This is a genomic window from Cryobacterium sp. TMN-39-2 (assembly GCF_004402745.1).
Lineage (GTDB): Bacteria > Actinomycetota > Actinomycetes > Actinomycetales > Microbacteriaceae > Cryobacterium > Cryobacterium zongtaii.
Window position 1 is genome coordinate 12,381 of the sequence record NZ_SOFX01000028.1, and the last position, 13,561, is coordinate 25,941.

The window sequence follows — 13,561 nt, forward strand, 5'->3', positions numbered from 1 at the left end:
GTTGAAATTGGGCACCGCCGCCTGTACCCGCCAATACCAGGTAACCCGCGATGGATCATGGGAGTTCTCCGGAGCCAACGAACGCGCAACGATCGACTTCAGCGAAGACGGGCGCGTCCAGTGCGACCGAACACCCGTAAGCCCATGGTTCATCGAGTCGATCGGTACCTTGCCGACGCTGCCGGCCCACTTAGGGCGCCGGCGCCGCCGCCGCGCCGAGTTGCACCGCCAGCTCCATGCTTCGCAGGCGGGCCGGGGAGAAGTCGTAGGGCATGCTCCGGATGATCTCCGCCGCGCTCCTCCCGCGGGAGCCCTCTGCCGGGCCGGGGTCGGGCGCCGGGTCAGCGCCCTCGGGTGGGTGCAGCTCGTCCCAGGCGTCGAAGATGGCGTCGTCTTCCTCCAGCTGACCGGACTCCTCGATGACGCGCATCAGCGCGGTCTCGAAGGCGTGCCGCTCGGCCGCCACCTCCACCACCCGGGGGTCGTCGACGGCGACCGTGTCGTCCAGGGCCTCCTCGGCGGCGTCGACGCGGTCGGACTCCGCTCGCAGTGCCGGATCGGCGGCCAGAGCGAGGAAGCGGCCGGCCTGGACGGCGGCGCCGAGCGGACCGAAGATCCGCTCGGTGACCAGCAGGACGTCCAGGTCGTCCGGGCGCAGCGAGCCCTCGGGTGCGCCCTCGAGGCGGCCGGAGACGAGATCGTCGAGCAATCCCAGTCGGCTGCCGAGGGTCCGCATGCGCTGCACCGAGGCGCGCTTCCGCCGCAGCTCGGCCTCCTGCGCTGCGAGGGTGTCCTCCAGTCGCGCGAGGACGCCTGCGATCTCGTCCTCGCCGTCGGCACCGCTCGGTGCGGCGCCGTGGAAGGCGTCGCGGATGTCGTCGAGGGCGATCCCGGCGTCGGCCATGCGGCGGATCCAGAGCAGCCGGATGATCTCCGCGTAGCCGTACCGGCGGCGGCCGTCGCCGCCCCGCTCCCGCTCGGGCAGCAGGCCGACCTGGTGGTAGTGGCGGATCGTCCGCGGAGTGACGCCGACGAACGCCGCGGCGTCGCCGATCAGGACCTCTCGGGGCGGGGTCGGGAACGGGCGCATGGCAAACCTCTCGGATTGGGACGGGATGTGTTTCCAGCAGACCACATGACGCTACGGCAGGAGCAACCCCCTCTGACACAAAACGCCGACTCCAGGCGCGAGGGCCCGCAGTGCAACCCGCGTCAGCCTGCGCCTCGTACTCGCGAGCTTGCAGCTCGAGCACAACCGCCTGATCCACGCGCCCCGACCGTGCTGCGCAGCGCCGGGACTTCGAGGATGCGGATGATTACTCGACAACGACCATGTAGGCGTCGTGCGATTCGGCCCAGTCGGTAACCGCGGCCACCATCGCCTCTTGGTCGCTGGTGCCTGCTAGCCCGGTCCCGCCTGAAGCGTCGACGGAGGAGATCGAGCCCCAATAGCCGAAGTCGTCCCGGTAGACGATGACGACGATGCGACCAAGCTCGTTCGCGTATGAGCTTGCGACCTCGCGGATGCTTCTCATGCCCGCAATGGGCGCAAACTCGTCGGCGGTCTGTGCCTGGGCCGCGCCGGGCGCCGCATCGGCGGCTATCTGGTCGATGACCGGCTGCGGGAGGGGCTGACCGGGTGTTACGACGACGACGGTGCCATCGTGGAGGGTGATGTCGCGGGGAGCGTTCATCGTGAGCACCTGCTTCTCGAACTCGGAGAGCTTGCCGTCCCCGTTCGAGTCCCCTTCGATTGGCGCGGAGGCCGCGGCAGTCGCCTGCGGGGTCCTGTCGGTGTCGGGCAGAAACGAGGCGTCCCCAGTGGTACAGCCGGTGAGCACGGCGAGCACGAGCAGGCCAGCGCCGGCTGCTGTGGCGGCGCGGATGGTAGTCACTCGGTGGTCCCCCTCTAGCTGCACTGACCTGGAGGGTTGACTACGCGGGCCGCTGGGGGCTTGCCTCCGAGGCGTGTGGCGATCGGTGGCGATTGTAGTCGTGGAGCCAGGGTCCGGATGCAGCTGGCCATGCCGGTGAGGGATCCTCATACGGATACCCGCCCTCACTCCAATCAGTGGGCCGTACTCAAAGCCCGGCGGCGCGGCTGACCTCGGCCAGGCGCTGCTCCAGGAAGGCGCGCTCCGCGGCGTTCGCCGTGAGCTCCATCGCGCGCCGGTACGACTGAGCCGCGCCGGCGGCGTCGCCGAGGCGGCGCAGCAGGTCGGCGCGGGTGGCGGGAAGGTAGGGGTAGTCGGCGAGCCGGGGATCGGTCGCCAGCTCGTCGAGGAGCGGCAGGGCGGCGGCCGGACCGTCGGCGAACGCCACGGCGGCGGCCCGGTTGAGCGCGACCACCGGGGTGTTCCACACCGCCAGCAGCCGGTCGTAGAGGTGCACGACGCGCGGCCAGTCGGTCTGCTCCAGGGACGGCGCCATCGCGTGCACGCCGGCGATCGCCGCCTGCAGGGTGAACCGCCCCGGTGGGCCGGACGCCAGCGCCCCGGCCGTCATCGTGAGCCCCTCCAGAATCGCGCGCTGGTCCCAGCGCGTCCGGTCCTGGTCGGCGAGCAGGAGCAGCCGGCCCTGCTCGTCGGTCCGGGTGGCCCGGCGCGCGTCGGTGAGGAGCAGCAGGCCCAGCAGGCCGCGGGTCTCGGCCTGCTCGGGGAGCAGCGCAGCGAGGGTGCGCGCGAGGTGCACGGCCCGGTCGCAGAGCTCCTCACGGACGAGCGCGTCCCCCTCGCCGGCCGTGTGGCCGGTGCTGAAGAGCAGGTGGACGGCGGTGAGCACGCTGTCCAGGCGCTCGGGCAGCTCCGCCCGGCCCGGAACCCGGTAGGGGATCCGCGCCGCGGAGATCTTCTTCTTGGCCCGGGTGATCCGTGCCGCCATCGTCGGCTCGGACACCAGGAAGGCCCGGGCGACGTCGGGCGTGGGAACGCCGCAGACCAGGCGCAGGGTGAGGGCGACGCGGGCCTCGGGGGCGAGGGTGGGGTGGCAGCAGGTGAACACCAGCCGGAGCCGGTCGTCCGGCACCGCGGCGTCGGGCCAGTCCAGGTCGGCCGGGTCGTGCGGATCGACGGTCGCCGGCTCCACGAGCAGCGGGAGCTTGCGCCGGAGGGTGACCTCCCGACGCAACCGGTCCAGCGCGTGGTTCCGCGCCGCCGTGGTCAGCCACGCGCCGGGCCGCTCCGGGACGCCGTCCCGGGTCCAGGCCTGCAGCGCGCTGACGTACGCCTCCTGCGCGCACTCCTCCGCGACGTCCAGGTCGCCCGCGACGCGCACCGTGGCGGACAGCACGAAGGCCCACTCGGAGCGGTGGGCCTGCGCCAGCGCGGCAGCGACCGCGTCCGCCTGCATGGCGGACGCGGTCGGCTCGTCGCTGGGTGCGATCAGAACGGGTTCGTCGACGCGTCCACGAGCGGGCGAACCTCGACGCCGCCGCCGGGGGCCGGGCACAGCTTGGCGATCTCGACGGCGTGGTCGAGGTCGCGCGCCTCGACGATGTAGTAGCCGCCGAAGGCCTCCTTGGTCTCGACGAACGGGCCGTCCGTCACCGTGCCGCCACCCTTGATCGTGGTGGCCGTCGTCGTGGGCGCGAGCGCCCCGCCGCCCGCGAGGGACCCACCGAGCTCGGAGACCTGCTTGGTGAACGTGTTGTGCGCGTCGATCACCGCGCCCCACGCCTCGGGCGACGCGTTTGCGTAGAACGCCGGGTCTTCGTAGATGAGGATTGCGTACTGGGACATGGAGCTGCCTCCTGTATTAGGTCGCGGGCCGGCCTGTCCGGCTCCGTCATTAACTACGACGAACATCCTGCCGCCGGATCGACAGCTAGACCTGGATTTTCTTCAAGATTTTTCCGGCGCCGCCGCCGCCGTGCGTGCCGGAGTCGGCTTTGCGTGCTGAAGTGCACTCTAGCGGCCCCACCTGACGCTCCGTCTCGCCGCGGAGCGGCGCGACGGGATGCCGCCCGCTGACGCCTAGATGTACTCGCCTGACACTTTCATGACAGTCGGCTGATCGGGGGAAGGCCTCTGATGGATGAGCGGCGTCGTCCAAAACCTGCAGATACCGCTCGTAAGTCTCGACGGTCACGTGGGGCCAGGGTGAGTTGGTGCCGTTGCTCGATGGAGCGACCCCATGCCGTTCCCGCGAGGATGAGGGCGACACCTAAATATCCAGTGACGGTCACGAAGTCACGAGCAATCGTAATTCCGATGATCACGGCCCAGACGGGCTCAGTTCCCAGGAGGAGGCTCACTCTCGATGGCGATGTTCGCCGGACCGCCCAGGTTTGCACCAGGAAGGCGAAGACTGTGCAAGCGACGACGAGGTAGAGGAACATGACCGCGCGTCGCGGGTCGAGGTCGGTCAGGAAGTGTGGGATTGGGTCGCCGTAGAACAGTGACGCCACCGAAAAGACTGTCGCGCAGGTAACGAGTTGAACCGTGGTGAGGTGAAGCGAGTCCATCGGTTTGTTGCCGGTGAGTTTAGACATCGACGTGACGTGGATGGTGCGCACGATTGCCGCAATGAGGATAAGTAAGTCGCCAAGGCTTGGCGTCTGAAAAGTGCCGTTGCTGGCGAGAAGCGCAACACCGATGACGGCGATCATTGCGGCAAAGAAGAAACTGCCGGGCAGAGGTCGACCGGATACCGCGGAATCGAGAAGAGGAGTGAACACGATTGTCAGGCTGATGATGAGGCCGGCATTCGTTGCTGACGTGTGGGCGATCCCGAAAGTCTCGAATGCGAACACTGAAGCCAACACCATCCCGAGGATCACACCCGCTCGCAGTTCGGCTGCAGTTACACGGTGCCGCCGGGCGGCCACGATTGCCGCCATGAGGGCCCCGGCGAGCAGCATGCGCAGCGCGAGGAGTGCCACTACGGAATCGAGCGTGACTAGCTCTTTGGCCACGAGGTACGTCGATCCCCACGAGGCGGCGACTAAGAGCAGGAGTAGGTCGACACGGAATCGGCTGAGTGGAGCGGTCATTCCACCATCGTCCGGTTTGCTTTCACGTAAGACAAGAGAGAAGTTTCGTCATGGATGGTTTAGTTTGAACTTATGGAACTGGGTCAGCTTCGCGCCCTAAGAGAGTTGGGTGACCGGGGCAGTATTACCGCCGTCGCTGCGGCGCTGTACGTCACGCCGTCGTCGGTCTCGCAACAGATCAGCGCCTTGCAACGTCACTCGGCCGCACCGTTGACTTACAGGGACGGACGGCGGACAGCGCTCACCGACGCAGGGCGCGCCCTGGCGATGGCGGCGATCGACGTGGAAGTGGCGCTCGAACGTGCCCAGCAGGCAGTGGCCCGCTTCCAAGACGATCGCTTGGGCGCCGTTTCAGTGGCGGCTTTCCATAGCGTGGGCCTTGCGGTCTTTGGCGCCCTGATCGCCGCATGTGGCAGTCCAGATCAGCCCGATGTACGGCTGAGTGATTTCGACGTAGCCCAGGAGGATTTTCCACCTCTCACGGCCGATCACGATCTTGTCCTTGCGCACAGGCTGGTCGGTAGCCCGTCGTGGCCGGGGTCGGTGCGTGTGGAACCGCTCCTGTACGAGCCTCTGGATATCGCTATCCGACAAGATCACCCCCTCGCAGCGAAAGCCGCGATCCAACCGGCAGACCTTCAGGACGAAGCATGGATCGCTGTACATGAAGGATTCCCGCTCAAGCAGGCTCTCTCAGTAATCTCAGGAATCGGTGGGAGTGAGGCGCGCATCCTGCACCGGATCAACGAGTTCTCCGTAGCTGCCGCAGTTGTCGAAGCGAGCGGTTGCATCGCGCTCATGCCCCGATACACAACCAACATCCGCGACCACCCGGATCTGGTTCTTCGTCCGCTCGCCCACCCTGGGCTGGGCCGGCACATCGACTGCCTTGCTCGACCGGAAACTCTGGAGCGAAACAACGCAAAGGCGGTCCTTTCACAGGTCAGGGCCATAGCAACGGCCCTCACCCAACGACCGCCCGGCGTCTAGAACCGGTGTCGCGTGGGGAGTTCCTCTTGTGGGGAACGTCACGACAGTGGCCAATTCACTCTTGTCTCGTAACCTCCGTGTGACCGCCTGTTCGAGCGTCGAACATCAGGCGACTTGTCTCGTATCTGGACCTGTCTCGCATCCGGTGGGGTTACAAGACACGAAATCATGTCGCAGATAATGCACCCTTACATCCCGACCGATTACCGACCGCCCATTGGGCAAGGTCGGTGGTCCGAATTCGGCCGCAGAACTGGCTCTGCGCGACTGTGCCCCAGTTCACACCCGTACCGTAGCCTCGAATCGTGATTGAGGAGCACCCTGTAAGTGGAAGTGACGGCCGGTACCGCCGCGTGGTTGACCCGGGGACGCAGATTGAGATACTCGTGCCCGCGGAAATCCCAGACGATCGCGCCGTCGACCATGCCCGGCGGGAGCAAGCAGGCGAGCTGCACCGGATCCGGTTCTTCCTGGACTGGGGCCATGACTATCCGTTATGGGAGAGCTTCACTGACAAGTACGCCATGGAGCCGGACGATTATGGCATCTCCTCTGAACTGGGCCGACGCCTCAACGACTGGTCGCTTTTCTGGCAACGTCACTTTGACCCGTTTGACGGCTGGGACGAATCCAGGAATCAGACTCGATGGTTGGCGACGGGAGATGAGTTAGTGCGTCTGCTTGAGGTTGAGGTCTACGACATCGCGGTGGTTTTGCCCCAATTCCGCCCCAGCTGAAGAAATCGNGGATCGCTATTTGCGGAATCTTAACTCGAGCACACGAGACGCCTCACAAGCCATCGGATGCGGTACAGCCGAGCAACACGGCATGCTGAGGCCATGCCCAGTCGCACGCAGGGTGCACGCTCATCGACAACCAAAGCGCGCTCACCGTCGAGGCAGTGGTGAATGCTGAGTACCAACCGGATGCCACGACCAATCCTCAGGATGTCACCGCGGATAAATGCGGAGCAACCGTTGACTGAGTCGAGGCCTTCGCGGGTCATGACGCCCCCATAGAAAGTCAACGGTGGGCGATGGAAGCGCTCGCTGGGACTTGGCAAGACTACGAGGGAACCTTCCCCGCACGGTAGACGCCCGAAGCCGCGGGGTGTCGCGTAACTTCTGTGTCGCGTGTCCCATCGGATACGAGACATCAGAGGTCGGCCGCCAAGGTCCTTGCCGGCGTCGCGGTGTTTGCACGTTCTGGGTCGTTTGGCCCAGCCGGTCCAGAGTCGCGATTACGAGAGTGAATCGCCGGGCACAGCCACTTACCGCGATCCACTCTCGCCGTCATTGCGCAGAGAGTGGATCATGCTCCGCAGGATTCTGTGCGCACCGGACTGCTCTTCTTGGGTCATGCCGCCCAGCATCCTGACCTCGACGGATCGGACCGCAACGGTCGCCTTCTCGAGGCTCCGTCGACCGCGTGGCGTGAGCTGCGCGGGAAGGACTTTACCAACGCGGGCCTCCGCCGGCCGGGTCACGTCTCCGTCTCGTTCCAAGGCTTGCAGCAGCACATTCATCGATTGCCGCGTCACGAACGCTCCTCGCGCGAGCTCGGAATTGGACAGGCCAGGGCGCTGTGCGAGCAATTCGAGGCAGGAGTAGTGCGTCACGCTCATTCCGAGCGGGCGCAGTACTGCCTCCATGGCGGCGCGGAGGCCGCTCGAGGCCTCTTTCAGCAGGTAGCCCAGTGACGTCTCCAGGTCTATACCGTCTTGACTCATGTCAGTATTTTGACATACATTGGTCTGTGTCAGATAACTGACACTGTCACAACTGAAAGTAGCATCCCCATGCCCGTAACCGGCCCTGACTTCATCTCCCTTCAAGCTCGCGATCTCGCCGCGTCGCAGGCGTTCTACGAGCAGTACCTCGGCCTCGTTCGCTCGCAGACGGGCCCACCCCATGCTGTCGTCTTTGAGACGACCCCGATCGCGTTTGCGCTTCGAGACATCGTTCCCGGCACCGATCTCGCGTCCGTTGCTCAGCCCGGTATCGGGGCCGCGATCTGGCTCCACGCCACCGACGTCCAAGCCATCCACGACGCTCTCGTCGCCGACGGCCACACGATCGTCTCGGCCCCGATCGACGGCCCTTTCGGTCGAACCTTCACCTTCTCCGACCCCGACGGCTACCAGGTCACCCTCCACGACCGGCCCTAAGGCGCCGAACGCCGCCGCACGGCTGGTGAGCCGCAAACTAGGCGGGGACAGCGCCTCAGCATTTGGAGCGCTCGCTGAGCGTGCGGCGTGAGTGTCACCAACGTCATGCCTCAGTACACCTAAACGGCACTCCAGCCGGATCGACGAGCGGCACTTCACTTGTCTCGTATCTGGACTTGGCTCGCATCCGTAGGGGTTGCGGACAACGGATGACGTGCTCAAGCTCGTGCGTATGGTGTCCCGCCATCTGGCTTATTCTCGGGACGGTCAAAACTTGTACCGTCGTAATCCGGCAGGCGCGGAACCGCCTGGCTCCGGGCGATGAGTTGAAAGTCAGTTACGTGGCGAGCCACGAGGGGTCGGAAAACAGTTCTTGCAGCTCGTGGACAAGGCGAGCGGTGTGGAAACCGTCAGCGGCCGCATGGTGCACCTGAATGGCGACGGGCATCGTGGTTCGCCCCCCAGACTCCCTGTACCGACCCAGGGTGAATATCGGCAGAAGATGCTTCCAACCGTCGCGTATCTGCAGGCTGAACCCAGTGAACGACGTCCACGGAACGCTTGATATATCAAACACATTTGCGGGCATGTCTGGTTGCGGCTGAAACGACGTGGAGGTGCGGTATCTGGCCAAGACGTCGGCCGCGTGTTCATGGAAGGTAAAGAAGTCGGCGTGAAAGGGAGACCAGACGTTGGAGAACGTCTCTCGCTCGGGATTGAAGACGGTGAATGCAGGGTGAACGATGTCCCAGGTCGCCGGGCCGTTCCCCTCAGTGAGGGTCATCCGGAATTCAACGTGACTATTCACTACTGACGCGATGGCCCACATCTGCGCGATATAGCTCTTCCATGGACGGACACGAAGCGCCGCTACCAACTCTGTGACATCGAGTTCGACCGTGATGGCATAAGTGCACTCGACGCGGGTGAGGTAGTGCTCGAAGTGCTCCCGCCGAGGCCAATTGTCCATATCGATCGCACGTGTATGTGTCATGCTCTCGAGCCTAAGTCGGGTAGGCAGCTCCACCGGTCGGCTACGTGGTCGGCAGCGTCGGGCTGGCTTTCGTCTGGCTGTTGGGGGCTCTCTCTTTCTCCGCACCCGGCGGCCAACGCCGCGCGTGGGGAGTGTGTGCCGGCCCGCAGCACTCTGGGCAGGTGACGCCAGGGCGCAATAGGGTGGGCGGATGAACTGTGATGGTGTTGTTGGCGGGGCGACATGAGCAGGACGCCTTGAGTCCGAGGGGCAGAGCGCTTCTGAGTCTGAGCGTCGGCTTCGTTGCATCCGTTTTTGCGGGAAGTGGCTTTCTGCTGGGACTTGTGCGGGAGGACCTACATTTCCAGTGCAGTTTCCATCAAATGGGCAGCGATGATCCTGGCTCGTTCTATTGCGCAGACGGCATCAGTTACATCGGCGTTGGAGTGGCCACGTATGGTGTGTATGGCGTTATTCTGCTGATCGCTCTCGGTATTGCCATGGCGGACTTGAAGTCGTCGGGAATGCAGTCGCGGCTCCTGGCAGGCATCTCGATTCTGCCCATCGCCATGTTCAGCTGGTCCACCTGGTACGCGACGAGTTCCCGTCCTATCGATCAGGCGCCGGGTGCCAACTACTGGATCCAGCCCCTTCTCCCCGTGACGGCAGTCTTGGTCACTGCCGTGATCGTCATCCTGGCAGCCGGGCTTATTCCTCGACCACGGTTACGCACCGCTGGATTCCGGCTGGCAATGGCACTGTTCGTCGCGGCTGCGCTCATTCAGCCTGGCAGTCTCTCGGCCGTCGCCGTCACCCTCGGGACATTGGCTGCGGCAGTGTGTCTCGAGTGGCGAGTGCCAGACGAGGTCGAAACCCCCACGGTCACGTCCGCCAGGAAACCCCTCTAAGACAAACCGCAGCATCCGACGGCAAAGGCATAGCCCGTGTGATGTCTCGCAACCTGCTCCCAGATGTCGGATGATCCCCCGCTACTCATTGCACGGAAGGGCGGTTCATCCCCGTGCACCCAAGGACTCAGACCAGCGGAGCCAGCAGTAGCGCTGCCCGCCTCAGTCTGGCCACGTTAGCGGATGCCCCCTCGTTTTGTGACTCCCAGTAGTACGACCCGACGTAACGCGCGAAAGAGAGAGCTTGAGCCCAGGTGTAGTCGACTCCTGCCGTCTCGGTAAAGCGTCGAGTCCAGTCGGCCAGGACTGCGACAGGGGCGTCAGCGCTCATGGCGGTACTCAAGTGGCTTCTAACCACTGTGTGTGCTTCGTTGGCCGAGGTCCCGATCAGCAGGAGGGGGTCGATGGCGACCCAGCGATCAGAATCCGCCTGAAGGATGTTGGAGAGACTGAGATCTCCATGGGTAAGGGTCGATGTGCCGTCTGACGCGAGCTGCTGAACAATCCGGACAGCCAGCTGCAGGTGCTCGTCTGACATCGCAGAACCAGATTGTTGTGCGACCTCGTGCTGTTCGCGCAGTTGGGCCAACCAACCACACGCCTGTCCGGCGAGGCCAGGCGCACCGGCCGGTGAAGTCGCAGTGGCCAACTCGTGACTGAGCTGGCCGGCAATCGCCATCGCGGCACCTTTGTCCGCCATCTCGCTAAGCGCTGGGCCGTCTATCCACTCAAGCAACATCGCTTGACGCGTGGTGTCCGCATCCAGCAAAATCACCGCCCCCAGACCCCCAAACGCGGATAGCGCTGACACCTCGGCCTCGATACGGACCACCGGACTCACGAGCTTCACCGCGGCGCGGATGCCAGTCCGTGTGACCACTGGAACGACGAGTGAGGTTGCGCCGGTCCGTGGGGATCCGACAACGTCCAAGCCCCATGCCGCCGCCAGGCTTCGCCAAAGTCCAGGTAGACCCTCAAGCCACTGGGCCGCTAAGGCATCACGGCGGGTAACCTCCGCTCTGAAAGCAGAACTGATCTCTGGGAAGGTATCCATTCCCCCCATCTTCTCGTCATTCAGCTGCACTGACCCGCTTTTGGTGTGAGGCTATAGCCAACAACTCTGTTTGAAGGCCACGAAGGGAACTCCTATGACCGCCGGCGCTCTCATGATTGTGCTCATCGCCGGGGGTGGTCTAGGTCTCGCGCTCGTCATTCTGGCGGCCTTCTACCTGCTGTCTTCGCGGCGGCGACTCAACCCATCGGCAGCTCGGGATCTTCGAGGTTCTGACCCGGAGTTGGCTCAAGCCTTGTCGGACGTTCGAGCAGACATCGAGAGAGGCCAGCGCGGGTTCTAGGGGTTTAGGCGGTCAAGAGTGCGGGTCTGAGCATCAAGAATGCTTCGTCGAGCAATTGCCGAGATGACACGTCGCCGCCGCGGTGCACCCACTCGGCTGAGCAGACGTCCAGGCAAGTCAGGGCGCACAGGGTGACCGCCCGCGCCTGGTAGTGCCGATCCGCCTCGGGACCAGTCAGGGCGTCAGCGACCAGCGGCTCGAGGCCGGTCATCCAAGCCAGGTGCTTCTCCGTGTCATCGATTCCAGGCCTTGCGCCAGGCGGGAACGTCGCTGTCACCAACCGCCACGCGTCGGCGTATGGCCCTGTCGGGCGTCGTCGGGCATCGCCATCTCGGCTCGCAGGCCTAGGAGCCGGATCGGACGGCCCGCTTCGATCCCGGCCGCGAGATCCAGGGCCCCCGCGAGGATTTCGCTCCGGTCAGATGTGTCGGGGATCTTTCTCGCGCGTGTCGTGGTGACGAACGGCGCATAGCGAATCTTGAGGGTCAGCCCGATGACGGGCCGCCCTTCGGCCAGGACATCCTCGAGCACCCGCGCCGTCAGCTCACGCACGGCGTCGTCCACCTGGGCGGGGTCGGTCAGGTCGCGTTGGAAGGTGGTCTCCCGGCTATGCCCGCGGGCGACCCACGGGGTGTCATCCACAACACTGGCACCGTCCCCGCGTCCGAGTTCCGCGTACCACGGCCCCATCTTGGGCCCGAACTCCGGGATCAGGTGCTGGGGGTCGGTCGAAGCGAGTTCGGCGACGGTTTTGATACCGAGTTTCGCCAGCCGGCCAGACACTTTGCTTCCCACGCCCCACAGATCCTTGGTGGGCCGGCTGCCCAAGACACCGAGCCAGTTCCCGGCCGTGAGACGGAAGACGCCGGCCGGCTTGGCAAAACCGGTGGCGACCTTGGCGCGGACCAGAGTGTCGCCGATGCCCACACTGCACTGCAGCAGAGTCCGCTCCAGAACGGCAGCCTGCACCTGCCGGGCGTAGCTTTCCGGATTCTCGGTCTCTATGCCGACAAAGGCTTCATCCCAACCCAACACCTGCACGGTGGCTCCGGGCTGCGCACGCAGGGCAGCCATCACAGTTTCCGACGCCGCGAGGTACGCCTCCTGATCAACCGGCAGGATCACGGCGTCGGGCACCTTGCGGGCCGCAATGCGCAGGGGCATCCCGGAGCCCACGCCAAACGCCCTGGCTTCGTAAGAGGCGGTCGACACCACCGCTCGTTCCGTGGGGTCACCCCGACCGCCGACGATGACCGGCCGGCCGGCAAGTTCCGGTCGTCGGAGCACTTCGACCGCCGCAATGAACTGGTCAAGATCGACGTGCAGTATCCAGGGGATTCCGCTCACGCCGCCAGTCTGCCCCGACCTCGTCGAGAGTGTCACTCTTCACGGACGAACTCGATCGAATCGAAGACGGCGCGCGCCTCTTCCGTCAACTCGTCAGTGACCGATTGGAACTCACCCACCGCGAAGAGAGCGAGCTCGCCATTCAGGTCGAGCACCCGCTCGGTCTCGCGTTCGGTCACCATTGAGTACCCGCGTGTGCAGTCGGTGGCCTGTTCCGACCAGAGGCAGACGTGTTCCTTGCCGCAGTCGTTGATGTTGATGCCGCTCTCGACGGAGTAGTCGAACTCGAAGCCTGAATAGTCGCCCATCACGACCTCAACCGGCGGTGTGGTCTCCGTTGAAGCCTGCGCGGTCATCGCAGCGACAAAGGCCTCAGGCGACGGGTCCACGGCGACGAGCGCGTTCTGCCAGGCGCAGGCATCCGTCGGCACATAGCCGGGGCTCAGGAAATTCACGAAGACCTCCCAATCCTTCAGGACACCCCAGCCGAAGGATTCCCAGCCGTCTGGAACGGTGACCTCGAAGGGTGCTGTGAAGCCGTAGACGACGTACGTGCCGGCGTCGATGGCACCGGTCGCCGGCAGCGGTTTGGTCGTTTCAGTCTCCGCGGTCGGTGCGGGGGCGGGCGTCTCGGCCGCTGCGGTGCAGGCCGCGAAACCGGCGCACGCCAGCAGGGCGACCACGACACCCGCCAGCGGCGAGCGCGTCCGATGAGTGGCGCCGGAGCGCCGGGATGATGTCCACATGTCTGATCCTTCCGTTCGGACCGTGCAGCGAGATGGCTGCAAAGTCAGTAAAGGACGCGCCGATATCAGCTGCATACCGGAAGCC

Annotated in this window: 14 protein-coding genes; 4 read left to right on the forward strand and 10 right to left on the reverse strand. The window is 65.0% G+C overall.

Annotated elements, in window-relative coordinates; all coding sequences use genetic code 11:
* Positions 1–190 precede the first annotated feature (190 nt).
* The 5 genes from E3O57_RS10320 to E3O57_RS10340 form a co-directional block, all read right to left on the reverse strand.
* Positions 191–1,090: a MerR family transcriptional regulator gene (locus tag E3O57_RS10320; protein ID WP_103479639.1), complete on the reverse strand. Its 900-nt coding sequence runs from the start codon at positions 1,088–1,090 to the stop codon at positions 191–193.
* 226 nt (positions 1,091–1,316) lie between these two features.
* Positions 1,317–1,895: a hypothetical protein gene (locus tag E3O57_RS10325; protein WP_103460724.1), complete on the reverse strand. Its 579-nt coding sequence runs from the start codon at positions 1,893–1,895 to the stop codon at positions 1,317–1,319.
* A 187-nt stretch (positions 1,896–2,082) separates the two neighbouring features.
* Complete coding sequence (locus E3O57_RS10330) at positions 2,083–3,348, reverse strand: RNA polymerase sigma factor (RefSeq protein ID WP_198416826.1); 1,266 nt, start codon at positions 3,346–3,348, stop codon at positions 2,083–2,085.
* A gap of 32 nt (positions 3,349–3,380) precedes the next feature.
* On the reverse strand, positions 3,381–3,737 hold the full coding sequence (locus E3O57_RS10335) for a YciI family protein (protein WP_103460726.1): 357 nt from the start codon (positions 3,735–3,737) through the stop codon (positions 3,381–3,383).
* A gap of 257 nt (positions 3,738–3,994) precedes the next feature.
* Positions 3,995–4,990 (reverse strand): DMT family transporter, encoded by a 996-nt coding sequence (locus E3O57_RS10340; protein WP_103479640.1) that lies wholly within the window; start codon positions 4,988–4,990, stop codon positions 3,995–3,997.
* A 72-nt stretch (positions 4,991–5,062) separates the two neighbouring features.
* On the opposite strand from E3O57_RS10340, the gene E3O57_RS10345 reads away from it, so the two are divergent.
* Positions 5,063–5,980, forward strand: coding sequence for a LysR family transcriptional regulator (locus tag E3O57_RS10345; RefSeq protein ID WP_103479641.1), 918 nt, complete (start codon positions 5,063–5,065; stop codon positions 5,978–5,980).
* 305 nt (positions 5,981–6,285) lie between these two features.
* Positions 6,286–6,717, forward strand: a complete 432-nt coding sequence (locus E3O57_RS10350) for a hypothetical protein (protein ID WP_133159805.1) — start codon at positions 6,286–6,288, stop codon at positions 6,715–6,717.
* Positions 6,718–7,250: 533 nt separating this feature from the next.
* Here the strand turns inward: E3O57_RS10350 and E3O57_RS10355 are convergent.
* Complete coding sequence (locus E3O57_RS10355; protein WP_103479643.1) at positions 7,251–7,709, reverse strand: MarR family winged helix-turn-helix transcriptional regulator; 459 nt, start codon at positions 7,707–7,709, stop codon at positions 7,251–7,253.
* Positions 7,710–7,778: 69 nt separating this feature from the next.
* On the opposite strand from E3O57_RS10355, the gene E3O57_RS10360 reads away from it, so the two are divergent.
* Positions 7,779–8,147: a VOC family protein gene (locus tag E3O57_RS10360; RefSeq protein ID WP_103460735.1), complete on the forward strand. Its 369-nt coding sequence runs from the start codon at positions 7,779–7,781 to the stop codon at positions 8,145–8,147.
* A 337-nt stretch (positions 8,148–8,484) separates the two neighbouring features.
* Here the strand turns inward: E3O57_RS10360 and E3O57_RS10365 are convergent, their stop codons facing one another.
* Positions 8,485–9,141 (reverse strand): CatA-like O-acetyltransferase, encoded by a 657-nt coding sequence (locus tag E3O57_RS10365; RefSeq protein WP_103479688.1) that lies wholly within the window; start codon positions 9,139–9,141, stop codon positions 8,485–8,487.
* A 362-nt stretch (positions 9,142–9,503) separates the two neighbouring features.
* Here E3O57_RS10365 and E3O57_RS10370 point away from each other — a divergent pair, with 362 nt between their 5' ends.
* Positions 9,504–10,028: a hypothetical protein gene (locus E3O57_RS10370; RefSeq protein WP_133159806.1), complete on the forward strand. Its 525-nt coding sequence runs from the start codon at positions 9,504–9,506 to the stop codon at positions 10,026–10,028.
* 127 nt (positions 10,029–10,155) lie between these two features.
* Here E3O57_RS10370 and E3O57_RS10375 read toward each other — a convergent pair whose 3' ends face one another.
* The 3 genes from E3O57_RS10375 to E3O57_RS10385 all read right to left on the reverse strand — a co-directional run bounded on the left by E3O57_RS10375 (position 10,156) and on the right by E3O57_RS10385 (position 13,476).
* Positions 10,156–11,112, reverse strand: a complete 957-nt coding sequence (locus E3O57_RS10375) for an aminoglycoside phosphotransferase family protein (protein WP_103479644.1) — start codon at positions 11,110–11,112, stop codon at positions 10,156–10,158.
* Positions 11,113–11,656: 544 nt separating this feature from the next.
* Complete coding sequence (locus E3O57_RS10380; protein WP_103479689.1) at positions 11,657–12,712, reverse strand: DNA polymerase IV; 1,056 nt, start codon at positions 12,710–12,712, stop codon at positions 11,657–11,659.
* A 50-nt stretch (positions 12,713–12,762) separates the two neighbouring features.
* Positions 12,763–13,476: a hypothetical protein gene (locus E3O57_RS10385; protein WP_241990375.1), complete on the reverse strand. Its 714-nt coding sequence runs from the start codon at positions 13,474–13,476 to the stop codon at positions 12,763–12,765.
* Positions 13,477–13,561: the final 85 nt, after the last annotated feature.